Source organism: Fuscovulum ytuae (assembly GCF_029953595.1).
GTDB classification, from domain to species: Bacteria; Pseudomonadota; Alphaproteobacteria; order Rhodobacterales; family Rhodobacteraceae; genus Paragemmobacter; species Paragemmobacter ytuae.
Genome location: NZ_CP124535.1, coordinates 542,621 through 568,241 on the forward strand (window position 1 = coordinate 542,621; position 25,621 = coordinate 568,241).

At 63.5% G+C, this 25,621-nt stretch carries 24 protein-coding genes; 17 read left to right on the top strand and 7 right to left on the bottom strand.

Annotation, left to right across the window (positions count from 1 at the left end; all coding sequences use genetic code 11):
• The first annotated feature begins 180 nt into the window (after nt 1-180).
• The gene (locus QF092_RS02655) at nt 181-1,284 is read left to right on the top strand and encodes a PQQ-dependent sugar dehydrogenase (protein ID WP_281467374.1); all 1,104 of its coding nucleotides are present in this window, start codon (nt 181-183) and stop codon (nt 1,282-1,284) included.
• Here QF092_RS02655 and QF092_RS02660 read toward each other — a convergent pair whose 3' ends face one another.
• Both QF092_RS02660 and QF092_RS02665 read right to left on the bottom strand, forming a co-directional pair.
• Entirely contained in the window at nt 1,285-2,613 is a 1,329-nt protein-coding gene (locus tag QF092_RS02660; protein WP_281467376.1) for a flavin monoamine oxidase family protein, read from the bottom strand.
• Nucleotides 2,614-2,648: 35 nt separating this feature from the next.
• The gene (locus QF092_RS02665; protein WP_281467378.1) at nt 2,649-3,665 is read right to left on the bottom strand and encodes a GlxA family transcriptional regulator; all 1,017 of its coding nucleotides are present in this window, start codon (nt 3,663-3,665) and stop codon (nt 2,649-2,651) included.
• Between the two features lie 157 nt (nt 3,666-3,822).
• On the opposite strand from QF092_RS02665, the gene QF092_RS02670 reads away from it, so the two are divergent.
• Nucleotides 3,823-5,193, top strand: coding sequence for a class II 3-deoxy-7-phosphoheptulonate synthase (locus QF092_RS02670; RefSeq protein WP_281467380.1), 1,371 nt, complete (start codon nt 3,823-3,825; stop codon nt 5,191-5,193).
• Nucleotides 5,194-5,220: 27 nt separating this feature from the next.
• Here the strand turns inward: QF092_RS02670 and QF092_RS02675 are convergent, their stop codons facing one another.
• Nucleotides 5,221-5,817 carry a PAS domain-containing protein gene (locus tag QF092_RS02675; protein ID WP_281467382.1) on the bottom strand — a complete coding sequence of 199 codons (597 nt, stop codon included), beginning with the start codon at nt 5,815-5,817 and terminating at the stop codon, nt 5,221-5,223.
• Nucleotides 5,818-5,951: 134 nt separating this feature from the next.
• Between QF092_RS02675 and QF092_RS02680 the strand changes: the two genes are divergently transcribed.
• The 8 genes from QF092_RS02680 (at nt 5,952) to iolB (ending at nt 14,634) form a co-directional block, all read left to right on the top strand.
• A complete protein-coding gene (locus QF092_RS02680; protein ID WP_281467384.1) occupies nt 5,952-6,851 on the top strand; it encodes a YicC/YloC family endoribonuclease in 900 nt (299 codons plus the stop codon).
• A 2-nt stretch (nt 6,852-6,853) separates the two neighbouring features.
• The gene (gene gmk / locus QF092_RS02685) at nt 6,854-7,489 is read left to right on the top strand and encodes a guanylate kinase (protein WP_281469726.1); all 636 of its coding nucleotides are present in this window, start codon (nt 6,854-6,856) and stop codon (nt 7,487-7,489) included.
• Complete coding sequence (locus QF092_RS02690; RefSeq protein ID WP_281467386.1) at nt 7,486-8,004, top strand: gamma carbonic anhydrase family protein; 519 nt, start codon at nt 7,486-7,488, stop codon at nt 8,002-8,004. Before gmk ends, QF092_RS02690 begins: the two co-directional genes overlap by 4 nt.
• Nucleotides 8,005-8,183: 179 nt before the next feature.
• Entirely contained in the window at nt 8,184-8,987 is an 804-nt protein-coding gene (locus tag QF092_RS02695) for a MurR/RpiR family transcriptional regulator (protein ID WP_281467388.1), read from the top strand.
• A 98-nt stretch (nt 8,988-9,085) separates the two neighbouring features.
• Nucleotides 9,086-11,002 (top strand): bifunctional 5-dehydro-2-deoxygluconokinase/5-dehydro-2-deoxyphosphogluconate aldolase, encoded by a 1,917-nt coding sequence (locus QF092_RS02700; protein WP_281467390.1) that lies wholly within the window; start codon nt 9,086-9,088, stop codon nt 11,000-11,002.
• Complete coding sequence (gene iolD, locus QF092_RS02705; protein ID WP_281467392.1) at nt 10,999-12,828, top strand: 3D-(3,5/4)-trihydroxycyclohexane-1,2-dione acylhydrolase (decyclizing); 1,830 nt, start codon at nt 10,999-11,001, stop codon at nt 12,826-12,828. Before QF092_RS02700 ends, iolD begins: the two co-directional genes overlap by 4 nt.
• A 14-nt stretch (nt 12,829-12,842) precedes the next feature.
• Nucleotides 12,843-13,751 (top strand): myo-inosose-2 dehydratase, encoded by a 909-nt coding sequence (gene iolE / locus QF092_RS02710; protein WP_281467394.1) that lies wholly within the window; start codon nt 12,843-12,845, stop codon nt 13,749-13,751.
• A 76-nt stretch (nt 13,752-13,827) separates the two neighbouring features.
• On the top strand, nt 13,828-14,634 hold the full coding sequence (gene iolB / locus QF092_RS02715; protein WP_281467396.1) for a 5-deoxy-glucuronate isomerase: 807 nt from the start codon (nt 13,828-13,830) through the stop codon (nt 14,632-14,634).
• A 3-nt stretch (nt 14,635-14,637) separates the two neighbouring features.
• Here the strand turns inward: iolB and QF092_RS02720 are convergent, their stop codons facing one another.
• A complete protein-coding gene (locus QF092_RS02720) occupies nt 14,638-15,042 on the bottom strand; it encodes a hypothetical protein (protein ID WP_281467398.1) in 405 nt (134 codons plus the stop codon).
• Nucleotides 15,043-15,114: 72 nt separating this feature from the next.
• Here QF092_RS02720 and QF092_RS02725 point away from each other — a divergent pair, with 72 nt between their 5' ends.
• The 7 genes from QF092_RS02725 (at nt 15,115) to phoB (ending at nt 22,382) form a co-directional block, all read left to right on the top strand.
• Complete coding sequence (locus tag QF092_RS02725; RefSeq protein ID WP_281467400.1) at nt 15,115-16,134, top strand: sensor histidine kinase; 1,020 nt, start codon at nt 15,115-15,117, stop codon at nt 16,132-16,134.
• Between the two features lie 140 nt (nt 16,135-16,274).
• Nucleotides 16,275-17,336 carry a PstS family phosphate ABC transporter substrate-binding protein gene (locus QF092_RS02730; RefSeq protein WP_281467402.1) on the top strand — a complete coding sequence of 354 codons (1,062 nt, stop codon included), beginning with the start codon at nt 16,275-16,277 and terminating at the stop codon, nt 17,334-17,336.
• 24 nt (nt 17,337-17,360) lie between these two features.
• Nucleotides 17,361-18,821 (top strand): phosphate ABC transporter permease subunit PstC, encoded by a 1,461-nt coding sequence (pstC, locus tag QF092_RS02735; RefSeq protein ID WP_281467404.1) that lies wholly within the window; start codon nt 17,361-17,363, stop codon nt 18,819-18,821.
• Complete coding sequence (gene pstA / locus QF092_RS02740) at nt 18,818-20,161, top strand: phosphate ABC transporter permease PstA (protein ID WP_281467406.1); 1,344 nt, start codon at nt 18,818-18,820, stop codon at nt 20,159-20,161. The genes pstC and pstA overlap by 4 nt, the downstream gene beginning before the upstream one ends.
• Nucleotides 20,162-20,173: 12 nt before the next feature.
• Nucleotides 20,174-20,968, top strand: a complete 795-nt coding sequence (pstB, locus tag QF092_RS02745) for a phosphate ABC transporter ATP-binding protein PstB (protein WP_281467409.1) — start codon at nt 20,174-20,176, stop codon at nt 20,966-20,968.
• 12 nt (nt 20,969-20,980) lie between these two features.
• Nucleotides 20,981-21,688, top strand: coding sequence for a phosphate signaling complex protein PhoU (gene phoU / locus QF092_RS02750; protein WP_281467411.1), 708 nt, complete (start codon nt 20,981-20,983; stop codon nt 21,686-21,688).
• A gap of 7 nt (nt 21,689-21,695) precedes the next feature.
• Complete coding sequence (phoB, locus tag QF092_RS02755; RefSeq protein WP_281467413.1) at nt 21,696-22,382, top strand: phosphate regulon transcriptional regulator PhoB; 687 nt, start codon at nt 21,696-21,698, stop codon at nt 22,380-22,382.
• A 27-nt stretch (nt 22,383-22,409) separates the two neighbouring features.
• On the opposite strand, the gene QF092_RS02760 is transcribed toward phoB, so the two are convergent.
• The 3 genes from QF092_RS02760 to mazG form a co-directional block, all read right to left on the bottom strand.
• Nucleotides 22,410-23,357, bottom strand: coding sequence for a nucleoside hydrolase (locus QF092_RS02760; protein ID WP_281467415.1), 948 nt, complete (start codon nt 23,355-23,357; stop codon nt 22,410-22,412).
• A gap of 202 nt (nt 23,358-23,559) precedes the next feature.
• Nucleotides 23,560-24,561 carry a Fe(3+) ABC transporter substrate-binding protein gene (locus QF092_RS02765; protein ID WP_281467417.1) on the bottom strand — a complete coding sequence of 334 codons (1,002 nt, stop codon included), beginning with the start codon at nt 24,559-24,561 and terminating at the stop codon, nt 23,560-23,562.
• A 160-nt stretch (nt 24,562-24,721) separates the two neighbouring features.
• Nucleotides 24,722-25,561 (bottom strand): nucleoside triphosphate pyrophosphohydrolase, encoded by an 840-nt coding sequence (mazG, locus tag QF092_RS02770; RefSeq protein WP_281467419.1) that lies wholly within the window; start codon nt 25,559-25,561, stop codon nt 24,722-24,724.
• Nucleotides 25,562-25,621: the final 60 nt, after the last annotated feature.

The following is a 25,621-nucleotide window of genomic DNA, read 5'->3' on the forward strand; positions in this document are numbered from 1 at the left end:
TCCCTGGTTGGATCTGTGTCCTGACGCGAACCTAATGTGCTTGTGATCAAAAGAAAAGAACCCCTCGCAGTGGGATTTTGCACGCAAACCCCGGCCTTTCGCGGATCAGAAGGGCGTGAAGCGGGTTGATTCAACCGCTGGTGAGGCCACCTCTGGCCTAAATTCGCATGGAGGTATTGGATGTCGCGCCGCTTTTCCCGCCCGCTTTGCCTGACGGCCTTGGCACTGCTTTTGCCAGGTGTGACGGTCGCGCAAGATTTGTACAGTTCCGCCGGGCCGTTGCGGATAGAGGCAATGGTGACGGGCTTGGAAGAGCCTTGGGCGATTGCCTTCCTGCCGGATGGCGCGGTGCTGGTGACGGAACGCGACGGGCGTTTGTTGCGCATGGCGGATGGTGCGGTGGGAGAGGTTGCCGGGCTGCCCGAGGTCTATGCGAACGGGCAGGGGGGGCTTCTTGACGTGATGATCCCGCGCGACTTTGCCAGCAGCCGCGAGGTTTGGCTCAGCTATGCGATGCCCTTGGATGGGGGCGCGGCTACGGCTGTGGGCAAGGGCGTCTTGTCGGCAGATGGCACGCGGCTAGAGGGGTTTGCCGCGCTTTATCATGGCGATGCCGTGCGGGGCGGGCGTCATTTCGGATCGCGTTTGGTCGAAGCGCAAGATGGCACGGTCTTTCTGACGACAGGCGATCGCGGCACCGGGCCGGGGGGCCTGCAATCGCAAGACCCCGCGCGGGTGGAGGGCAAGGTGATCCACCTCAACCGTGATGGCAGCCCAGCGACCAGCCTGTCGGGGCATCGGCCGGGGGTCTTTTCGCTGGGCCATCGCAACGCGCAGGGCGCGACCTTGGGGCCGGATGGGGCGCTTTGGCTGGTGGAACATGGCGCGCAAGGGGGCGATGAGGTGAACCGGGTGGAGGCCGGGCGCAACTATGGCTGGCCCGTCATCACCTATGGCGCGAATTACGGCGGGGGCCGGATCGGCGAGGGGACCGAAAAGCCGGGGATGGAGCAGCCCTTGCATTACTGGGACCCCTCCATCGCGCCATCGGGGATGATCTTCTATCAGGGTGACCTGTTTCCTGCTTGGAAGGGCGATATCCTGACGGGATCGCTGAATTCCGGCTTCATCAGCCGGTTGGACCCAGAGGCAGGCTTTGTCGAGGAGCGCATCGAAGGCGATCAGACAGGGCGCGTGCGCGATATTGTCGAGGCACCGGATGGGTCGATCTGGTTCTTGTCGGTGATCGACGGCGCGGCCTATCGGATCACGCCGGGGGGCTGATTACTCGGTCAAGGCCTGCGCCGCCGCAAGACCCGACAGCCATGCACCATGGACGGTCGAGGGATGGTCGGGCGACGCCGCTTCGCCTGCAAAGGCCAGCCGCCCGTCCCAATCCAGCCCCGCCAAGGCGCGACGTGTGTCGGCACCTGTGCCGACGGAGTGGTAGGAGTAGGACCCATAGGCCAGGGGATCGGCCCGCCAGCGGGTGACCTGCGCCGCGATGGGGGCGGGGAAGGCGCTGCCGAACATCCCCCGCAGCGCATCCTGCGCCGAGGCGAGGGTGGTGGAGTCGTCCCATGCCTCGACCTCATCCGCCCTTGGGCCTGCGTTGAAGGCCAGAAGGAGCGGCGCGGGTTTGGCCGCAGACGGGTTCACCCATTCGGGCCAAAGATCGGCAGGCGGGCCGAGGTTCAATATCCAATCCGCTGCAGGGACCGGGGGTGGGGCGTCGAAGCGCAGCCAGCACTTGTTCAAAAGCCCCATGCCGAGGCTGTCGATGGCCGCTTGCCGTTCCGGCGCAAGGGGCGGGTCGAAGGTCACATCCCCCGATTGCAGAACGCCAAGGGGCAGGGTGCAGACAAGGGCATCCGCTGTGGCCTCTGACCCGTCGGCAAAGGTCAGGCGGATACCGTCGCGCGTGGCGGTTACCGCCCGGACCTTTGTGCCAAGCCGGATATCAAGTCCTTGTGCGGCGTGGCTCGCCACTTGGTCATAGCCGTGCGGGAAAAGGGCATCGCCGCCGCCAAAAGCCTCGGCTTCATCAAAGAACCATGCCGACAGATCGCCCCAATCGGCCCCGTATTCGTGTTCCACCATGCGGTGAACCGCGGCGCGAAAGGCATTCCGGTCTGGCAACGACATCTTGGTCCAACGCGGCAAGGCCTCGACCGCCGCGCGGAGGGACATGTCTGCATCAGCCTTCCCTGCGCGTTTCTGCGCGGCCTCTAGCATGTCCCACGGTTCGGCGGGATAGGGCCTTTCACGGCCCGCGCCAAAGGCTGCGGCGCTTTCGTAATCGGTCGGGTGAAGGGGGGCGCCTGCCTCGGCCGCCAAGGCGGTGATCGGGTTCTGTTTCAGGCCATGTATCCAGCTGGCCCCCAGATCGACGGGAAGGCCGGGCCATGATCTTTTGGTCCAAACACGCCCGCCGATGCGATCGCGCGCCTCGTAGATCGTGACATCTGCCCCGGCGTCACGCAGCGCCCGCGCGGCGGCAAGGCCCGCCATGCCCGCGCCGATGACCGCGATGCGCCCGCCGCCCGCCGCCTTTGCCATTTTGCCGAAGGGCAGCATTGCCAGAAGACCCATCACACTGCGCCGCCCGATCATGGCCCGCGCCTCCCTTACCTAAACGACACTCGTTATCAGATCGACAGCCGCACGCCCGTCCCGCCGCCTTGGGTGCCGCGTTCGCGATAGGGCGTGGTGTTGTAATGCGCGCGGTAGCATTTCGAAAAATGCGATGGCGAGGCAAAGCCGCAGGCCAAGGCCACGTTGATCACGCTCATATCCGTTTGCATCAAAAGGTTGCGCGCCTTTTGCAGGCGCAACTCCATGTAATAGCGTTTGGGCGAGCGGTTCAGATAGCGGCGGAACAGCCGTTCCAGCTGACGGGTGGACATGCCCACCTCTTCGGCCAGATCGGCGGGCGACATCGGGTCTTCGATATTGCCTTCCATCATCTGGATGACTTGGCTCAGCTTCGGATGCCGCACGCCAATCCGCGTGGGGATCGACAGGCGCTGCGTGTCCTGATCGGTGCGGATCGAGGAATAGATCAACTGGTCGGCGACCGTATTGGCCAGATCCTCGCCGTGGTCGGCGGCGATCACCTTCAGCATCAGGTCGATGGAGGAGGTGCCGCCCGCCGTGGACCAGCGGTTGCCATCCATCACGAAGACGGATTTCGTCAGCTTCACCTCTTCGAATTCCTCTAGGAACCCGTCCTGATTTTCCCAATGGATGGTGGCCTTCTTGCCCTCAAGCAATCCGGCCTTGGCCACCGCATAGGCCCCGGTGCAAAGGCCGCCGATGGTGACACCACGCCGCGCCTCGCGCCGTAGCCAGTTCAGCACGCTTTTCGTCGTGGCCTTCTGCACGTCGATCCCGCCGCAGACGAGAAGGGTGTCGTCGCGGTCAATCTCTTCCAGCCCCATATCAAGCTTGAAGGAGGCACCGTTGGAACAGGTGGCCACGTCGCCGCCTTCGCCCGCCAGTTTCCAGACGTAAAGCGTCTGGCCAGATATGCGGTTGGCGACACGCAGAGGTTCGATCGCCCCCGCGAAGGGCAGCATAGTGAAGCGGTCCAAAAGCAAAAAGACAAAGCGCCGCTGCGCGACGTTCTTGGCGATCTGCTGGGCCTTTTTGGCGGGGAGAGTCATGATGCGACCTGCGCATGTCGGAATTGGCCACACCCAATCAGAGAATAATTTTGACCGCAAGGGGAATACCGACGGATTTGCGGCGCGTTTCACCCTTTGCATCGCGCGGCTTAATCCTTATACCGCGCCCGTTACCGCAAACTTTCGGAGAAGACCGATGACCAAGGGCTGGACCAAGACGGATTGGCGCGCAAAACCGCGGATCCAGATGCCCGATTACCCGGATCAGGCCGCGCTGAACGCCGTCGAGGCGCAGCTTGCCAAATATCCACCGCTGGTCTTTGCCGGAGAGGCGCGCAAGTTGAAAAAGCAGCTGGCCTTGGCAGCAGAGGGGAAGGCATTCCTTCTGCAAGGCGGCGATTGCGCCGAAAGCTTTGCCGAATTCAGCGCCGACAATATCCGCGACACCTTCCGTGTGATGCTGCAGATGGCGGTGGTCCTGACCTATGGCGCCAAGGTTCCGGTCATCAAGGTGGGCCGTATGGCAGGGCAATTTGCCAAGCCGCGTTCCGCCCCGACCGAGGTGATCGATGGGGTGGAGCTGCCCTCTTACAAGGGCGATATCATCAACGGGTTTGACGCCACGCCCGCCGCGCGCATCCCTGATCCGAACCGGATGCTGCAGGCCTATACGCAGGCGGCGGCGTCCTTGAACCTGCTGCGCGCCTTCTCGACAGGCGGATTTGCCGATATCCACCGCGTGCATAGCTGGACCTTGGGCTTTGCCGAACATGACAAGGCGGAACGCTATCGCGAACTGTCGAACCGCATCTCGGACGCGTTGGATTTCATGAATGCTGCGGGCGTGAATGCGGAGACCGCGCATACCCTTTCGACGGTGGATTTCTACACCAGCCACGAGGCGCTGCTTCTGGAATATGAAGAGGCGCTGTGCCGGATCGATTCCATCACCGGCCAGCCGGTGGCGGGGTCGGGTCACATGATCTGGATCGGGGACCGCACGCGGCAGCCTGATGGGGCGCATGTGGAATTCGCGCGCGGCGTCTTGAACCCGATCGGGTTGAAATGCGGGCCCTCGACCACGGCTGAGGACCTGAAGGTGCTGATGGCCAAGTTGAACCCGGCCAATGAACCGGGCCGCCTGACGCTGATCGCGCGCTTTGGCGCGGGCAAAGTGGGCGAACATCTGCCGCGCCTGATCAAGACGGTGCAGGCCGAGGGCGCGAATGTCCTGTGGTCTTGCGATCCGATGCACGGAAACACGATCAAGTCGTCCACGGGCTATAAGACCCGGCCCTTCGATTCTGTTCTGCGCGAGGTGCGGGAGTTCTTTGCCATCCACAAAGCTGAAGGCACGATCCCCGGCGGCGTGCATTTCGAGATGACGGGCAAGGATGTAACCGAATGCACGGGCGGTTTGCGCGCGGTGACGGATGAGGATCTGTCGGACCGTTACCACACCGCGTGCGACCCGCGCCTGAATGCCAGCCAGTCGCTGGAATTGGCCTTCCTTGTGGCCGAGGAACTGACGGCGCTGCGCGACGCGGCGCGGCGTGTCGCGCTCTGATCCGGGCAGGGCGGCGGGTCGCGCGCGTTACGCGCGGCCGCCGCCCTGAGCCTTGGCGAAAGTCTGTTGCGCTTCTGCGGCAGGGCGGGGCGGGGGCGAAAGTGTTTCGCCCAGATCGCGTTCGATGCGAAAGCGGCGTGGCGGATGGCGGGTCGGCCCGTCCAGATCGATGCAGCCCAAGGCCGAAATCAGCCCTGTGACACCACAGACCACCGGTAAAAGCGTAAGTCGCCCGCCCAGCCGTGGCCGCAGCATGCCCTGATCGGACAGGATGCCCATCTCTACCGTGCGCGCGCCATCCAGCACCTGATCCAGCGCCTCGGCCAAGCCTGTGCGCGCGCCGGGTTCGAACAGCACCGAAAGCGGGCGGTCGGTCAGTTCCTGCCCATAAAGCGTGGTCACATCCATCCCGGCATAGCGGATGATCGGCACCCCGGCGGACCAGCGTTCCACCAGCAAAACCTGCGCCAGGATGGGCGTCAGGCGGCGGGGTGCCAGCGCCTCGCGCCGGGGCAGGCCCTGCGGTCCCCGCGCCTCCTGCCAAAGCCGCCGCAGGAAGGCACCGGACGACCATGTCGTCCCGCCGCCATCCGGCCCCGCAACTCCGATCCTGTTCCGTTCCATCGCCTGATGCTCCTGCTTCGACAAGTCCGGTTGCCCGTGTTTCGCCCCTCTGTTACCCCCAGTAACGGCAGTTCGGGAAAAGCGGTTAGCCCGTCCCCCTGTGGCCGATGGCGCAACGCTGCAAGGAGACGCGCATGACCCTTTCGATGACCGGTTTCGCCACCCGCAAGGGGCAGGGCGCGGGGCATGGCTGGACCTGGGATTTGCGGGCAGTCAATGGCAAGGGGCTGGACCTGCGGCTGCGGGTGCCCGATTGGATCGACGGGTTGGAGGCGGCCTTGCGCGCCGAATTGGGCCGCGCCTTGGGGCGGGGGAATGTGTCCCTGTCGCTGAAGGTGGCACGCGACGGGGCGGGTGAGGGGAGCGATGCGCTGCGGATCAATCCCGCTGCGCTGACCGCTGTTCTGCGCGCGCTGGGAGAGGTGGAGGCCGCCGCGATGTCTGCAGGTGTGACGCTGGCGCAGGCCACCGCGGCGGATGTGCTGGCGGTGCGGGGGGTGTTGGACCAATCCGCCGTGGATGAGGATACCGCGCCCCTTCGCGCGGCCATCCTTGCCGATCTGCCGCCCCTCTTGACAGAATTCAACGCGATGCGCGCCGCAGAAGGGGCTGCGTTGCAAGGGGTGATCGTGGCGCAACTGGACCGGATCGAGGCGCTGACAGCCGGTGCGCGGCACGAGGCCGAGGCCCGGCGCGAGGCGACAGCGGCGGCTTTGAAGGACGCGCTTGCCAAGGTCATCGCCAATACCGATGGCGTGGATGAGGCGCGGCTGACGCAGGAACTGGCGCTGATCGCGGTGAAGAATGACGTGACCGAAGAGATGGACCGCCTGACCGCCCATGTCGCCGCCGCCCGCGCCCTTTTGGCCGAGGATGGCCCGGTGGGGCGGAAGTTCGACTTCCTGATGCAGGAATTCATGCGCGAGGCGAACACGCTTTGTTCCAAGGCGCAGGCGCTGACGCTGACCCGGATCGGGCTTGACCTGAAAACGGTCATCGATCAGATGCGCGAACAGGTTCAGAACGTGGAATGACCATGGCGCGCAAGGGGCTTCTCCTCATCCTGTCCTCGCCATCGGGGGCCGGGAAATCGACGCTCACCCGCCGCTTGATGGGGTGGGACGCAACGATGCGCTTTTCCGTATCGGCCACCACCCGCGCGCCGCGCCCCGGTGAGGTGGACGGGCGGGAATATTACTTCCGGTCACGGGCGGAATTCGAGGCGATGGTCGATGCGGGCCAGATGCTGGAACATGCCGAGGTGTTCGGGAACTTTTACGGCACGCCGCGCGGTCCGGTGGAGGCGAATATGGCCGAGGGCTGCGATACCGTCTTCGACATCGATTGGCAGGGCGGCCAGCAGATCCGCAATTCGGCGCTGGGGCGGGATGTGGTGTCGATCTTTGTGCTGCCGCCGTCTATTGCCGAACTGGACCGCCGCCTGCGGGGCCGGGGGCAGGACAGCGATGAGGTGATCGCAGGCCGTATGGCGAAAAGCCGCGACGAGATAAGCCATTGGGCGGAATATGATTATGTTCTGGTCAACGACGATCTGGACGCCACTTTCACGCGGCTGACCACGATCCTTGAGGCCGAGCGTCTGCGCCGCGACCGCCAACCGGGGCTTTCGGATTTCGTGCGCGGCCTGAACCGGGAGTTTGACGCGCGATGATCTATGCTTTGGACGGGGTGGAGCCTGTGGTGGACACGGAGGCCTGGGTCGCGCCGGATGCCAATATCATCGGGCAGGTGGTGCTGGAGGCGGGGGCATCCGTCTGGTTCGGCGCGACGCTGCGCGGGGATAATGAAGAGATCCGGGTGGGCCGGGGGTCGAATGTGCAGGAATCCTCGGTCCTGCATACAGATATGGGCTATCCGCTGGTGATCGGGGCGGATTGCACCATCGGGCACAAGGCGATGCTGCATGGCTGCGTGATCGGGGACGGCACGTTGATCGGCATGGGGGCCACGATCCTGAACGGGGCGCGGATCGGAAAGGGCTGCCTGATCGGGGCCTGCGCCTTGATCACCGAAGGAAAAGAGATCCCCGACGGTTCGCTGGTGATGGGCAGCCCCGGCAAGGTGGTGCGTCTGCTGGATGACGCGGCGCGGGCACGGTTGCTTAAGTCGGCGGCGGGGTATCGGGCGAATGCTGTGCGGTTCCGGGCGGGGTTGCGGGCGGTTTAGCGAAATATGACGCATATTTCGCGCCGATTTCTGACGCAGAAATCGGGGGGGAGGCGTGGTCACAAGGAATTTGCGTCAAATTCCGCAGCGATTTCTGTGTCAGAAATCGCGCCGTCATTCCAGAACTGGTTGGAATATTCGTTCCACGCTGCTAGCTTGCCCTGAAAAAGAGGGCAATCATGACTGCACCGGCCAGCATCGACGAATTCCGCCTGCGGCTGGCCGAGGTGACGGATGGCCTGCCCAAACGCCTGCGCCAATGCGCCGATCATATCGCCGCCAATACCGACCGCATTGCCGTTTCCACGGTGGCGGAACTGGCGGCGGGGGCGGATGTGCCCCCCTCGGCCCTGATGCGGTTTTGCCAGATCCTTGGCTTTACCGGCTTTTCCGAAATGCAGCGCCTGTTCCGCGAGGCCTATAGCCCCGGCTGGCCCGATTATGCGACACGGTTGAAGAACCTGAAGGAAAGTGGCGCGGGTAGCCCGGCCGCGCTTTTGGCCGAATTCGTGGATGCAGGGCGGCTGTCCTTGGAACAGCTCGCGAAATCGGTGGATGAGGCGGCCTTGGCGCAGGCCGTGGCGCAGTTGGCGCAGGCCGGGACCGTGCATGTGGTGGGCCTGCGCCGCGCCTATCCGGTGGCGAGTTATCTAAGCTATGTCTTCGAAAAAATGCAGGTGCCCGCCATGCTGCATGACGGGGCGGGCAAGTTGGACCACCGCCATGCGATGCGGTTGGGCGATGCCTGCATCGCCATCACCTTCGCGCCCTATTCCGACGAAACCCTGGCCCTTGCGCAGGATGCGGCAGCGCGTGGCCTGCCCGTGATCGGCATCACTGACCGACTGACCAGCCCGCTTGCCCGCCATGCGGCCACCGTTCTGACCGTGCCCGAGGTGGATTTCGGGGCCTTTCGGTCGCTGTCGGCGACGCTGGCGCTTTCCATCGCGCTGGCGGTGGCGGTGGGCACGGCGCGGGGGTGAAGAAAGCCCTTTCCACTGATGGCGGAATGGAATAAAAATTCCAAAACAGCATAAGGGCCGAATCTCTGCGTCATCAGGGTGGGGTCGAAGGAGGAACGGTGTCGCCAGCCAAGACGCTTGATGTCATCACCATTGGCCGATCCTCGGTCGATCTTTACGGCGCGCAGGTGGGCGGGCGGCTGGAGGATATGGGGTCCTTTCAGAAATATATCGGTGGCAGCCCGACGAATATGGCGGCGGGTACGGCGCGGCTGGGGCTGCGGTCCGCCCTCATCACGCGGGTGGGGGACGAACATATGGGCCGCTTCATCCGCGAGGAACTGGCGCGCGAAGGTGTGGATGTGCGTGGCGTGAAGACGGACCCAGAGCGTCTGACGGCGCTGGTCCTGCTGGGCATCCGGGATGAAACGCAATTTCCCCTGATTTTCTACCGCGAGAATTGCGCCGATATGGCGCTGTGCGAAGCCGATATCGACGAAGGCTTCATCGCCGAGGCGCGTTCGGTGGTCGCGACGGGCACGCATCTGAGCCATCCGCAAACCGAGGCTGCCGTCATCAAGGCCCTGGCGCTTGCCCGCAGACATGGGGTGCAGACTGCGCTGGATATCGACTATCGCCCGAACCTTTGGGGGCTGGCGGGGCATGGCGCAGGCGAAAGCCGCTTTATCGAAAGCGCCGCCGTCACGGCCAAGCTGCAATCGACCCTGCATTACTTTGATCTGATCGTCGGGACGGAGGAAGAGTTCCACATCGCAGGCGGCAGCACCGACACCATTGCCGCTCTGCGCGCGGTGCGGGCGGTGTCGAAGGCCACGCTTGTGTGCAAGCGGGGGCCAATGGGGGCGGTGGCCTTTACTGGCGCAATCCCCAATACGCTGGACGAAGGGGAAAGCGGCCCCGGCTTCCCGATCGAGGTGTTCAATGTGCTGGGGGCAGGGGATGGCTTCATGTCCGGCCTTCTGAAGGGCTGGCTGGATGGCGAGCCTTGGCCCATCGCCCTGAAATATGCCAATGCCTGTGGGGCCTTTGCCGTGTCGCGCCATGGCTGCACGCCTGCCTATCCGTCTTGGGAGGAATTGCAGTTCTTCCTGAACCGTGGCGTCAAGGAAAAGGCGCTGCGCAAGGATGCGGAATTGGAGCAAGTTCACTGGTCCACCAACCGCCATGGCGATTGGTCCAGCATGCGGGTCTTTGCCTTCGACCATCGCATGCAGCTTGAGGCGATGGAGGGTGCGACGCCTGCCAAGATTGGTGCGTTCAAGGAGTTGTGCCTTGCCGCCGCGCTGCAGGTGGCGGATGGCCAGCCGGGGCATGGCATCCTGTGCGACAACCGCCTTGGCCGTCGCGCGCTGCATGCGGCGGCGGGAACCGGCCTTTGGATCGGTCGGCCCGTCGAATGGCCGGGGTCGCGGCCCCTGACGCTGGAACCCGAGCTTGGCCCCGATTTCGGGGGGCTGTCGGAATGGCCTTTGGGCCATGTGGTCAAGGTGCTGTGCTTTTATCACCCCGATGACGCGCCCGAGATGAAAGCGCAGCAGGAAGAGACGGTGGTCCGCCTCTTCCACGCCTGCCGCCGCAACCGTCTGGAAATGCTGTTGGAGGTGATCCCGTCCAAGGTCGCCCCGGTGGATGACATGACTTCGGCGCAGGTCATAAGCCGCTTCTATGACCTTGGGGTCTACCCGGATTGGTGGAAGCTGGAACCCTTTGCCACAGATGCCGCATGGGCCAATGCCTGCGACGCCATCACCACGCGCGATCCGCATGTGCGGGGCATCGTGGTGCTGGGCCTTGATGCGCCGGAGGATCAACTTGCCGCCTCGCTGGGCCTTGCCGCCCGGCATGATCTGGTGAAGGGTTTCGCCGTGGGTCGCACGATCTTTGCCGATGCCGCGCGGGGCTGGCTGGCAGGCAAGATGGGCGACGCAGAGGCCATCGCGATGATGGTGGAGAGATACAGCCGCCTGTGCCTGATCTGGGACGAGGCGCGCGCCAAGGGGGAGAAAGCCGCATGACAACCGTCCGTTTGACCGCCGCACAGGCCATGGTGCGCTGGCTGGCCAATCAGCAGGCCGAAGATGGCAGCCGTTTCATCGAAGGCATCTGGGCGATCTTCGGCCATGGCAATGTGGCCGGGCTGGGCGAGGCGCTGCAGGGCGCGCGCGATGTTTTCCCCACATGGCGCGGGCATAATGAACAGACCATGGCCCATACGGCCATCGCCTATGCCAAGGCGCAAAAGCGCCGCAAGGCCATGGCGGTGACCACCTCCATCGGGCCGGGGGCCACGAATGTGGTGACGGCGGCGGCGCTGGCCTATGTGAACCGTCTGCCGCTGCTCATCATCCCCGGCGATGTCTTTGCCAATCGTGCGCCCGACCCGGTCTTGCAGCAGGTAGAGGATTTCGCGGATGGCACGGTTTCGGCCAATGACTGCTTCCGCCCCGTGTCGCGCTACTTTGACCGGATCACGCGGCCCGAACATATCTTGACCGCGCTACCCCGCGCGCTGCGGGTGATGACGGACCCGGCGGAATGTGGGCCTGTGACGCTGGCCTTCTGTCAGGATGTGCAGGCCGAGGCCTATGATTACCCCGAAAGTTTTTTCGCGCCGAAGGTCTGGCGCATCCGGCGCCCGGAACCCGATCAGGCGGAACTGGCCGAGGCGTTGGCCGCGATCAAGGCTGCAAAGGCCCCCGTCATCGTCGCAGGTGGCGGCGTGGTCTATTCGGGGGCCGAGGCGGCGCTGGCCTCCTTTGCCGCTGAGCATGGCATCCCGGTAGTGGAAACGCAGGCGGGCAAATCGGCCCTGGAGCATGACCATGCGATGAACTTTGGCCCCGTGGGTGTGACGGGGTCATCTTCGGCCAATATCCTGTGCGAGGGGGCCGATCTGGTGATCGGCCTTGGCACGCGGTTTCAGGATTTCACGACGGGCAGCTGGTCGCTGTTCAAGAACCCTGCGCGGCGGATCTTGGCGATCAATGTGCAGGCCTATGATGCGGGCAAGCATGGGGCGATGAGCCTTGTCTCTGACGCCCGTGTGGCGCTGGAACGGCTTGGCGCGGGATTGACGGGCCTGCGCTTTGCCGCGCCGGATGCCGCGCTCAAGGTAGAGTGGGCCGCAGCTAAGGCGGCGGTGAAGGCCGCCCCGGCGGCGGGCAATCAATTGCCCACCGATATGCAGGTGGTCGGCGCGGTGCAGCGTGCCTCTACCCCAGCCACCATCGTGATGGGCGCGGCAGGCACGATGCCGGGCGAGTTGCACAAGATCTGGGATGCCGCGCAGGGCGGCTATCACATGGAATACGGTTTCTCCTGCATGGGATATGAGATCGCGGGGGCCTTGGGCATCAAGATGGCGCGGCCGGATGCGGATGTGGTCTGCATGGTGGGGGATGGGTCCTACATGATGGCCAATTCCGAACTGGCCACGGCAGTGATGATGGGCATTCCCTTCACCGTCGTCATCACCGACAACCGGGGCTATGGCTGCATCAATCGCTTGCAGAAGCATACGGGCGGCGCGCCTTTCAACAACCTTCTTGACGATGCCTATCATGTGAACCCCTCGGCCATCGACTTTGTTGCCCATGCCGCCAGCATGGGCGCACGGGCGGTGAAGGCCGGGTCGGTGGCGGAGTTGGAGGCCAAGATCACCGAGATGCGGGGTGGTTCCGTACCATCCGTCATCGTGATCGACACCGATCCCGGCCCCTCCACGGCGGCGGGCGGCACGTGGTGGGAAGTGGGCGTGCCAGAGGTTTCGGTGCGGCCCGACGTGCGCGCAGCACGGGCGAAGTTCGAAGAAATGAAAGCAAAACAGTCGATTGACGGCTGAAGTTGAGAAAACACATGATCCTGTTCGGAACCAATCCCATCGCTTGGGCCAATGATGACGACCGTTCCATTGGCGCTGATATCGCCACCACCCGCATTTTGGATGAGGCCGGTCGACAGATCGGCTTTGACGGGATCGAAAACGGCCATCGCTGGCCGGACGAGCCTGAGGAATTGCGGGCACTGCTTGGCTCTTATGGGCTGAAATTCATCTCGGGCTGGTATTCGACGGAACTTCTGGTCCGGTCGGTCGAGGAGGAGATTGCCGCCTGCCAACCCCACCTTGCCAAGCTGAAACATAATGCATGCCGCGTCATGATCGTTTGCGAGACGTCGAATGCGATCCATGGCGATGCAGGCCGTGCGGTCAATGACCGACCGACGCTTTCTGCCAATGAAATGAAAGCTTTCGGCGCGAAACTTGAGGCTTTTGCCGCCTATCTGGCGGGGCAGGGTGTGACGCTTGTCTATCACCATCACATGGGCACCATCGTCGAAAGCCCCGAAGATATCGACGCCTTCATGGCGGCGACCGGGCCGCATACGCATCTTCTGTTCGATGCCGGCCATTGCGCCTTTGGCGGCGGCGATCCTGAGGCGGTGCTGGCGAAGCATATCGGTCGTGTGCGCCATTTCCACGCCAAGAACATCCGCCCTGCGGTGGTTGCGAAGGTGCGGGCGGAAGGCTGGTCCTTCCTGAAGGGCGTGGTTGAGGGCGCCTTTACCGTGCCGGGCGATCAAGAGGGCGGCATCGATTTCGCGCCCTTGCTGGGACAATTGGCGACGGCAGGTTATGGGCGGAATGAAGACGCCTGGATCGTGATCGAGGCAGAGCAGGACCCACAGGTTCGCAACCCCCTTTTGTATCAGACGCTGGGCCTTGCGACGCTGAAGCGGTTGTCGAAGGAAGTCGGTCTCATCTGATCACCCGGCGGGACCGGGGGGGCACTTCCCCGGACGCTCGTGTGATATTTCAGACAGAAAATGAAGGGGTTGCGTCATGGAGTTGCTGCGAAAGCCCAAAGGGACCAATGGCAAGGTCCATAACATCACGCCCGAAAGCGCAGGCTGGGGTTACGTGGGTTTTGGCCTTTACCGCCTAACCGCGGGGCAAGAGGCGGCTGAGGCGACGGGCGACCGCGAGGCGATCCTTGTGCTGGTCGAGGGTAAGGCACGGATCACAGCGGGCGGGCAGGATTTTGGCGAGATGGGCGAGCGGATGAGCGTTTTCGAACGCACCCCGCCGCATTGTCTTTATGTCCCCAATAGCAGCGAATGGCAGGCGGTGGCCGTCACCGATTGCGTGCTGGCGGTCTGCACCGCGCCGGGCAAGGGCAACCATCCCGTCCGGCGCCTTGGGCCTGAAGGGATCGAACTGACCCCGCGCGGGACGGGGGCCAATACACGCTACATCAACAATATCGCGATGGAGGCGCGCGAGGTGGCCGACAGCCTGTTGGTGACCGAGGTCTTTACGCCGCAAGGCAACTGGTCCAGCTATCCAAGCCATCGGCATGACGAGGATGATTTCCCCCGCATGACCTATCTGGAGGAAACCTATTATATGCGCCTGAACCCCGCGCAGGGTTTCGGGATCCAGCGGGTCTATACCGAAGATGGCGCGTTGGATGTCACCATGGCGGTCAAGGATCATGACGTGACCTTGGTGCCGAAGGGGCATCATCCCTGCGGGGCGCCTTATGGCTATGACATGTATTACCTGAACGTCATGGCCGGACCGCGCCGCAACTGGCGGTTCCAGAACGATCCGGATCATGATTGGATCTATCGGCGGGATAACCCCTGACCGTCACGGGCGAACGACGACAGCCACCTTCAATCCGCCCGATTGATTGCGAATCTCGCGTTCCACCATCCGGGGATTGGGCAAATCAGGGGCGACGACGACCAGCGTGCCGCCAAAGCCCAGCTTCGTGAGAAGCTGCGCCACGACCAGCGCGTCATAGTCGGTGGCAAAAAGCGGGCAGATGACCTTGTCCGGGGCCATGGTTGCCAGCAGGACAGAGTCGATCTTGCCCGGCCCATCCACAGCGATGCTTTCGGGCGGATTGGCGGCAAAGCCCAGAACGATGGCCCGCGACGGCTGTGCCCCGGCTTCTGCCACTTTGGACGAGGCCGCGCGACCGCGCCGCGCCGCGACATGGCGCGGTGGTCTAGTGCGATCGGGAATCTGCTCCTGTCCACCCGTCTGCATGCCGCGTCTGCCCTTCGCTCTGGCCATTGGGATTGACCATGCTATGACGGCGGAACACGGCAGGAGCGTGGCATGTATACGGAAATGATGCGGAAAATCGTGGCAGCGATTCCACTGCCAGTGCTGGCAATCGGCCCGGATGAACGCATCCTTGCCGCAAATGTGGCGGCTTTGGCGCTGTTTGGGCCGGGGGTAGAGGGGCGGCACCATCTGCTGGCCCTGCGCCAGCCTGCGCTGCAATCGGCCATTGCCGCGGCCTTGGGCGAGGGCGAGACGGGCACGGCGCGCCATGTGATCCCCGGCCCGTCGCAAGACATCATCTATCGCGTGACGGTGGCCCCGGCCGAGGGCCATGCCATCCTGACCTTCGAGGATGTGACCGAGGCCGAACAGATGGGCCAGATGCGGCGCGATTTCGTGGCAAATGTCAGCCATGAATTGCGCACACCATTGACCGCGCTATTGGGGTTCATCGAAACGCTGAAAGGGGCGGCGCGTGACGACCCTGCCGCTCGCGCCCGGTTTCTAGAGATCATGGAGCGTGAGGCGGGACGGATGAACCGCCTGATTTCCGACCTTTTGCATCTGTCGAAGGTGGAGGCAGATGAACGCGTCCGCCCAACCGAACGGGTCGATCTGGCCGCCCTGATCGGGAGTTCGGTGAACAGCCTGCGCCCCTTGGCCGATGGGGCAGGGGTCCGGCTTGAAATCACGGGCGAGGCAGGCCCCCTGATGATGCCGGGGGATGCCGATCAGATCACGCAGGTTCTGGTGAACCTGATCGAGAACGGCGTGAAATACGGGGGCGCGGGGGGCGTGGTGACGCTGCATGTGGCGCGCGAGGCCTTGCCGCGCGGGCCGGGGCTGCGCATCGATGTGATCGACCGTGGCGAGGGAATCGACCCCGTCCATATCCCCCGTCTGACGGAACGATTCTACCGCGTCGACGGCCACCGTTCGCGAGAAAAGGGCGGCACGGGGCTGGGGCTGGCGATTGTCAAACATATCCTGCACCGCCATCGCGGCCGCATAAGGATTGAGAGTGAGCGTGGAAAAGGCAGCGTTTTCAGTGTGATATTTCCTGAAACCTGAACCTTGCACGGCGCAGGCATGGCGCTGGGGAGCGGGATTTGTGACGCCTTTGTCATCTAGCTGTTACAAAGCTGTCGCAAAAGGCGCGCGCGTTCGAGGCACGGCATGTGCTGCCCGGCGCCGCCCCAGACGGAGTTCGCATGTCCATCCGCCCGCCTCTTTCTGCTGCCTGCGCCCTTCTGGTGGCGGCGGGCATCGCGGCCCCTGCAATGGCGCGCGACAATATCCAGATCGCGGGAAGTTCCACCGTTTTGCCCTATGCCACCATCGTGGCCGAACTTTTTGGTGAGAACTTCGATCATCCAACCCCGGTTGTCGAAGGCGGCGGGTCCGGGGCGGGGCGAAAGAAGCTCTGCGAAGGGCTGGGCGAGGGGACGATCGACATCGCCAACTCCTCCAGCCGGATCAAGCAATCCGACCTTGATCTTTGCGCCTCAAACGGGGTGACGGGTGTGATGGAGGTGCGCTTTGGTTATGACGGCATCGTTTTTGCCGCGCTGCGTGACCAGCCCGATTTCGCCTTTACCCCGGCGGATTGGTATCGCGCTTTGGGGGCAGAGATCGTGCAGGACGGCGCTTTGGTTCAGAACCGGTTGCGCGATTGGGCCGAAGTAAACCCAACCTTCCCGTCGCAAGAGATTCTGGCCTTCATCCCCGGCACCAAGCACGGCACGCGCGAGGTGTTTGACCACAACGTGCTTTTGGCAGGCTGCAAGGCCACAGGCGCGCATGACCTTTTTGCCGATGCGGCGACGGGGGATGCTGACGCCAAGAAGAAGGCCGCCGACGAGGCCTGCCTTGATCTGCGCACCGATGGCGCGGCCGTCGATATCGACGGCGACTATACGGAAACCTTGGCGCGGGTGCAGTCGAACCCGGTAGGGATTGGCGTCTTTGGCCTGTCCTTTTACCAATCGAACACGGATCGGCTGCGGGTCTATACGATGGACGGGGTGATGCCCTCGGTCGAAACCATCGCATCGGGCGAATACCCGGTGTCGCGCCCGCTGTTCTTTTATGTGAAGCTGGCGCATCTGGGCGTGATCCCCGGCCTGCGCGAATACGTCACCTTCTTCCTGTCGGATGAAGTGGCGGGGCCGGATGGCCCGCTTGCCGATTACGGCCTTGTGTCGGACCCCAAGCTTGCCCAGACGCAGGCCATGATCGCGGCCGAGCGGCCGATGGAACCGCTTTCGCAATAACCACTCCGCAGGACAGATGCGCATATGAGCCTCGGCCTTCTTCTTTTCGTTCTTCTGGCGCTGGCGGCGCTTGGCTTTGTTGCGGGGCGACAGCGGGCGCTGGCCTCGGTGCGGGGCGATGCGCGCGACTTGCATTCGCTGCCTGCCTATTACGGGCAGGCGGTGGCGCTGGCCGCCGTGGTGCCTGCGGCGCTGGTGATGCTGGTCTGGCTGATCGTGCAGCCGTTGATGGTGGAGCAGAGGACGCTTGGCCTGATCCTGCCCGAAGATATCGGCCCTGGATCGTCGCGTGAATTGGTGATGTCGGATATTCGGCGCATTGCCGAAGGCATGGGCGTCCTGATCGCGAGCGGTGCCGCGAATGACGGCGAGGTGGCGGCCCTTGCCACGCAGCCCGATGCCCTGAAGGACCGTCTGGCCGGGGTGAATGTCGCTCTGGCGGCCCCGATTTCGGCCCATGTGGCCGAGGCCGCGCTGATCTACCGCCAATCCATGGCGGCGGGGCAGGGGGCGATGGCCGTGGCCGTGCTGGCCATCGCGGTGGCGGGGTTTCTGCTATCGCTTTGGAGGATCACGCCTGAATTCCGCGCCCGCAATGTGGTGGAACGGGTGGTGCAGGTCCTGCTGATCACAGCGTCATCTCTGGCGATCCTGACAACGGCGGGGATCATCTTTTCGCTTGTTTTCGAAAGCTGGCATTTCTTCCAGCTTTACCCGGCGCGGGATTTCTTCCTGTCGCTGACGTGGTCGCCCAAATTTGGCGGCGGGTCCGATCTTGGGCTTTGGCCGCTGCTTTGGGGAACGCTCTATGTGTCGTTCATCGCGCTTTTGGTGGCGGTGCCGATCGGGCTGATGGCGGCGATTTACCTGTCGGAATATGCAAGCCCTGCGCTGCGATCCATCGCAAAACCGGCGATTGAGGTTTTGGCGGGCATCCCCTCCATCGTTTACGGCCTTTTCGCGCTGATGACGGTCGGCCCTTTCCTGCGCGATTGGCTTGCACAGCCCACGGGGCTTGGGGACAGTTCCTCTTCCGTCATGACGGCGGGGGTGGTGATGGGGATCATGCTGATCCCCTATGTGTCGTCCCTGTCGGATGACATCATCAACGCCGTGCCGCAGGCGCTGCGCGATGGGTCCTATGCGATCGGCGCGACGCAATCGGAAACCATCAAGCAGGTTGTCTTTCCCGCAGCCCTTCCCGGGATCGTGGGGGCGATCCTGATGGCCGCCAGCCGCGCGATTGGTGAGACAATGATCGTGGTCCTTGGGGCCGGGGCAGCGGCAAAGCTTGATCTCAACCCGTTCGAGGCGATGACCACCGTCACCGTCAAGATCGTGAGCCAGTTGACCGGCGACACCGAATTCGCCAGCCCCGAAACGCTGGTGGCCTTTGCCCTTGGGCTGACGCTCTTTGTCTTCACGCTGGGGCTGAATGTCCTCGCGCTTTATATCGTCCGCAAATACCGGGAGCAGTACGAATGACCGCGCCAGCCATGGCCGCGCCCGACAAGGGGGCCTCGCTCGTCACGCCGGACGCCCGGACGCGCCGCCGGAACGCATCGGAACGGCGCTTTCGCCTGCTGGGCCTTTCTGCGGTCGGCGTGGGGCTTCTGGCGCTGGTGGTGCTCTTGAGTTCGGTCCTTGGCAATGGCCTGTCGGCCTTTCGCCAGACGTGGATCACCATCCCCGTGACGCTGGATGCCGCCGTGTTGGACAAGCAGGGCAACCGCAATCCGGATGAGATGGCGAAGGTCACCACGCTGGGCTATGGCAAGCTGCTGGAGAAGGCGCTGGTCGACGCGTTGGCCGAAAAGGGCATCCCCACCGATGCGCTGACCGAAAAAGAGGTGACGGGCCTTCTGTCGAAAGAAGCCCCCGCCGATTTGCGCACGGAAGTGCTGGCCGATCCGTCGCTGGTGGGCCAGACCATCACCTTCCGCGCCTTGGCCACGTCGCGGATCGATGGCTATCTCAAGGGCCGCGTGACGCGCGAAAGCGCCGCGCGCGACGCCAATGTGAGCCCCGCACAGCTTGATCTGGCCGATCGCATGGGCGAAGCCGGTTTGATGGGCATGGGGTTCAATGCGGGCTTCCTGACACGCCCAGACGCATCTGAACTGCGCCCCGAAGCGGCGGGTCTAGGCGTGGCGATCCTCGGCTCGGCCTATATGATGATCGTGGTCTTGGTCCTGTCGCTGCCCATCGGGGTGGCCGCGTCGATCTATCTGGAAGAGCTGGCCCCGAAAAACCGCTGGACCGACCTGATCGAGATCAACATCGCCAACCTCGCTGCCGTGCCATCCATCGTCTATGGCATCCTTGCTTTGGCCTTGTTCATCAACATCCTCGGCCTGCCGCAATCCGCGCCCTTGGTGGGGGGGCTGGTGCTGACGCTGATGACCCTGCCCACGATCATCATCGCCACGCGCGCCAGCCTGAAGGCCGTGCCGCCGTCGATCCGCGATGCGGCGCTGGGGGTGGGGGCGTCGAAGATGCAGGCGATCTTTCACCATGTGCTGCCCTTGGCTATGCCGGGCATCCTGACGGGCACGATCCTTGGCCTTGCGCGGGCTTTGGGGGAATCCGCGCCGCTCCTTCTGATCGGGATGGTCGCCTTCGTGCGCGACTTCCCTGCCGCGCCGCCGGCGGGTTTCCTTGACCCCGCCGCCGCCCTTCCGGTGCAGGTCTATAGCTGGACCCAGCGCGCCGATCCCGCCTTTGTGGAACGGGCGTCGGGCGCGATTATCGTCCTTCTGGCCTTCCTTCTGGCCATGAACGCGCTTGCCATCATCCTGCGCCGCCGGTTCGAGCGGCGCTGGTAAAGGGGACCGACCATGAACGACATGCGTCTGACGGAGAGAGCTGTGACAGAAACCGCCAAGATGACGGCCCGCGGCGTGCAGGTCCATTACGGGACGAACCATGCACTGAAGGATGTGGATGTCGATATCCTCGACAAGACGGTGACGGCTTTCATCGGCCCCTCGGGTTGCGGCAAATCAACCTTCCTGCGCTGCCTGAACCGGATGAACGACACGGTGGCATCAGCGCGCGTGACGGGCCGGATCGAGATGGACGGGCAAGACATCTATGACCCCCGCGTCGATCCGGTGCAGCTGCGCGCCAAGGTGGGGATGGTGTTCCAGAAGCCCAACCCTTTCCCGAAGTCGATCTATGACAATGTGGCCTATGGCCCCAAGATCCATGGTCTTGCGCGCAACAAGGCCGAGCTTGACCAGATTGTCGAAACCTCGCTGAAGAAGGCCGCCTTGTGGAACGAGGTGAAAGACAGGCTTTCCGCCCCCGGCACTGGCCTTTCGGGCGGTCAGCAGCAGCGGCTTTGCATCGCCCGCGCGGTGGCCACCTCGCCAGAGGTCCTGCTGATGGACGAACCCTGCTCGGCCCTTGACCCCATCGCCACCGCACAGGTGGAAGAGTTGATCGACGAACTTCGCGCCCAATTCTCGGTCGTGATCGTGACCCATTCCATGCAGCAGGCCGCGCGCGTGTCGCAGCGCACGGCGTTTTTCCATCTGGGTCATCTGGTTGAATATGGCGAGACGGGCCATATCTTCACCAACCCGACCGATCCCCGCACCGAAGCCTATATCACCGGCCGTATCGGCTGACGGAGAAGACCCATGTCACAGTCGCACATCATGTCTGCCTTCGACCGCGATCTTGAAACCATTCAGGCGCTGCTGGCGCGGATGGGCGGGCTGGTCGAGGCCGCGATCCTTGACGCCGCCGAGGCGCTGGAAACCCGCGATGAAGAAATCGCCCAACGCGTGCGCGCGGGCGACAAGGCCATCGACGCGCTGGAGGAACAGATCAATTCTGAATGCGCCCGCGTCATTGCCATCCGCGCGCCTGCCGCATCTGATCTGCGCACGGTGCTGACGGTGATGAAGATCGCGGCCAATCTGGAACGCTGCGGCGACTATGCCAAGAACCTTGCCAAACGGTCGATGGTTCTGGCCCAGATGACCGCGCTGCCGGGATCGACGGGGTCGATCCGGCGCATGGCAAAACAGGTGGCGCTGCTGCTTAAGGATGGGCTGGATGCCTATATCGCCCGCGATGCCAAGCTGGCCGAAGATGTGCGCCAGCGCGACCATGAGGTCGACCAGATGTACAACGCGCTGTTTCGCGAACTTCTGACCCATATGATGGAAGACCCGCGCAACATCACCCCCGCGATGCATCTGCATTTCATCGCCAAGAACATCGAACGGGTGGGGGACCATGCCACCGCCGTGGCCGAACAGGTGATCTATCTGATCACCGGCCAATTGCCCGGCGATGCGCGCCCCAAAGTCGACAGCACGCTGACCGGCCCGGCCTCCTGAGGCCGGCATGACCACGCGCCCCACCGTTTTGCTGGTCGAGGATGAACCCGCGCAGCGCGAGGTGCTGGCCTATAACCTTGCCGCCGATGGGTTCGAGGTGGTGCAGGCCGTGACCGGGGCCGAGGCGGAATTGATCGTCGCGGAAACCCCACCGGATGTGATCCTGCTGGACTGGATGCTGCCCGAACTTTCGGGGATCGAGTTGTGCCGCCGCCTCAAGGCGCGGGCCGAGACGCGGCGGATTCCGGTCATCATGATCTCGGCCCGCAGTGAAGAGGTGGATCGTGTCCGGGGGCTGGAAACCGGGGCGGATGACTATGTGGTAAAGCCCTATTCGATGGTCGAACTGATGGCGCGGGTGCGGGTGCAGCTCCGGCGCGTGCGGCCCGCCACGGTGGGGATCGTGTTGGAACATGGCGACATAAGGCTGGACACGGAAACCCACCGCGTCCATCGCGGCGCAGAAGAGGTGCGGCTTGGCCCCACCGAGTTCCGTCTGCTGGCCTGTTTCATGGAGCGTCCCGGCCGCGTCTTCACCCGCGAGGCGCTGCTCGACCGGGTCTGGGGCCGCGATATCTATGTCGAAACGCGGACAGTGGATGTCCATGTGGGGCGGTTGCGCAAAGTGCTGACAGAAGGCGGGGGGGAAGACCCGATCCGCACGGTGCGCGGATCGGGTTATGCGCTTGGCTGATGGGTAGAATGGGCAATATTGCCCATCCTACGGAAGCCGCGCGATCCGTTCCGTCAGCAGCGCATAGAACCCTTCCGCATCGACCGATCCAACGAACAGCGCGTTGGCGGGCCTGTCCGTCACACCCCACCAATCGGCCACAGTCATGCCCAGCGTCAGGTCCGACTGCGTTTCGATTTCCACATTGATGTGGCGGCCTGCGAACAGTTCGGGGCGCAGCAGATAGGCGATGACGCAAGGGTCATGCAGCGGGGCGCCTTCGCTGCCGTATTTCTGCATGTCGAAACGTTCGAAGAAATCCGTCCATTCCGCCACCATGCGACCGGACGTGTTGCCAATCGCGCGAAACGCCTCGATCCGCGCGCGGTTGGTCAGGGCCTTATGCGTCACATCCAGCGGCATCACCACCAGCGGCACGCCTGAACCGAACACGATCGCCGCCGCCTCGGGGTCGACATAGATGTTGAACTCGGCCGCGGGGGTGATGTTGCCCACCTCGAAATAGGCCCCCCCCATCAGCACGATCTGTTCCACCCGATCCACGATATCGGGCGCACGCTCAAAGGCCGTGGCGATATTGGTGAGCGGACCAAGCGGGCAGAGCGTCACCGAATTTGCCGGCTCCCGGCGCAGCGTTTCAATCAGGAAATCCACGCCATGCTGGCTTTGCAAAGGCATCACCGGATCGGCCATTTGCGGGCCATCAAGGCCCGTTTTGCCATGGACATGTTCGGCCGTCACAAGCTTGCGCCGCATCGGTCGGTCGCAGCCCGAAAAGACGCGCATTTCCGGCTGTCCCGCCAATTCGCAAATGATACGGGCATTCCGCTGGGTCAGCGGCAAGGGCACATTCCCCGCGACGGCGGTGATCCCCAGCACCTCAATCTCATCTGGGCTGGCAAGGGCGAGAAGGATCGCAACCGCATCATCCTGTCCGGGATCGGTATCGATGATGATCTTGCGCGCCTGTGCCATGTGCCATCCTTTGTCGCCTGCCAACCAATGGACCAAGGACGGCGCGCGCCCTTTAACCGTCATTTCATTCGCGCTTCGCGAATGAATTGCGATCTTGGTCGTATATATCTTGCACAGAACCGCATGAAACCGTTCTTGTCCAGACGGTCAAAAAGAAAAGGGGCGCCTGGGGCGCCCCTGTCATCAATTCTTCAAGCAAGCCTTAGCCGTCGAAATTGACTTCCTCGATCAGTTTCAGCGCATCGGGGCGCAGCTTTGCCACATCGGTCAAGGGCATAGGATCGGGCGTGAACGTGCCCCAGCTTGCCACCAGTGCCGATTTCGCCACCTCCGGCTTCACCGGGAATTCGTGGTTGGTTTCGGCATAGATGCGCTGCGCCTCGTCCGACGACAGCCATTCCATGAACTTCAGCGCATTCTCGCGATTCGGCGCGGCCTTGGTCATCGCGACGCCCGACACGTTCAGATGCGTCCCGGCCCCTTCGAAGATCGGGAACAGAATGCGCACCGCCTCGGCGGCCTCTTTCTGTTCCGGGTCATTCAGCATCTGGCCGATGTAATAGGTGTTGCCCACCGCGATATCGCATTGGCCCGCCGCAATGGCCTTGACCTGATCGCGATCCCCACCTTCGGGTTTGCGCGCAAGGTTCGCCTTCACACCTTCCAGCCAAGCACGGGTTTCCTCTACCCCGTGATGCGCCAGCATCGCCGCTGTCAGCGCGACGTTGTAATCATTGGTGCCAGAGCGGATGCAGACGCGGCCCTTCCATTTCGGATCGGCGAGGTCTTCATAAGTGGTCACTTCGCCCTCGGCCACGCGATCCACGCTGGCATAGACGATGCGCGCGCGGCTGGTCAGGCCGAACCAATGATCCTCTGCATCGCGCAGATCGGCAGGAATATTGGCCTCCAGCACATCCGACTGCACCGGCTGCGTCACCCCCGCATCCACGATCTGTTGCAAACGCGCGATATCCACCGTCAGCACCAGATCGGCGGGCGAGCGCGCGCCTTCCGCCACCAGACGCTCGGCCATCCCCTTGTCGACAAAAGCCACATTGACGGTGATCCCCGTCTCGGCGGTGAAGGCATCGACGAGCGGCTGGATCAGTTCCGGCTGGCGGTGGGAATAGACGTTGATCTCATCGGCCAGCGCAGGCAGCGCGGTGGTGGCACAGGCAAGGGCCAGGAGAGAAAAGCGCATCGACATTTTCTTGAGTCCTTTTGTCGGAAACTTATGCGCCCCATAAACCTTACAATTTTACTCAGGTCAATAGCCGAGTAAAAAAATCGGCAAATATGCCGACGCCGGCCTGACGCAGATCGCGGGATTTGCGGAAACTGCGGAGGTTGCGGAAACGGCGTCAGATGCCGTTCTCTGTCTTCGCCGCTTTCTCTTCGGCCTTGGCGCGGTTCCAAAGCGCGTCCATCTCGGCCAGATCGCTGTCCGAGGGTGTGCGGCCTGCCTCGGCGAGCCAATCCTCGATGCGGGCAAAGCGGCGGGTGAATTTGGCATTGGCCGCGCGCAGGGCGGCCTCTGGGTCCACCTCCAGATGACGGGCCAGATTTGCCATGACGAATAGAAGGTCGCCGAATTCTTCGGCCACCTCTGTCTCGGTCAACCGATCCCGCGCCTCGACCAGTTCGGCGGCCTCTTCGGCGATCTTGGCCACGACCTCATCGGTCGAGGGCCAGTCGAACCCCACCCGCGCCGCCCGCTTTTGCAACTTGACCGCCCGCGTCAGGGCAGGCAGGGCCAGCGCGACCCCATCCAGAACCCGCGCGGCCCCGCGTTCGGCTGCCTTCATCCGTTCCCAATCTGCGGTTTGCTGCGCGGCGCTCTTGTCGCGGCTTTCGTTGCCAAAGACATGCGGATGCCGCGCCACCATCTTGTCAGAGATCGCCTGCACCACATCGTCAAAGGCAAAATGCCCCGCCTCTTCGGCCATCTGCGCGTGATAGACGACCTGAAACAGCAAATCGCCCAACTCCCCCCGCAACTCGCCCCAAGCGCGGCGGGTGATGGCATCGGCCACCTCATGCGCCTCTTCCAGCGTGTATGGGGCGATGCTGTCGAAATCCTGTGCGATATCCCAGGGGCATCCTGCCTGCGGATCGCGCAAGGCGCGCATGATCGCCAGAAGCCGCGGCATGCCGCCTTTGGGATCGGTGATCGGGTTCCCGCCTGCGTCGCCTTCCGCCATGCCCCCACCCATTGCAGCCCCCCAAGATTTCGGATTTGATCAAAGGTCACCACGCGCAAG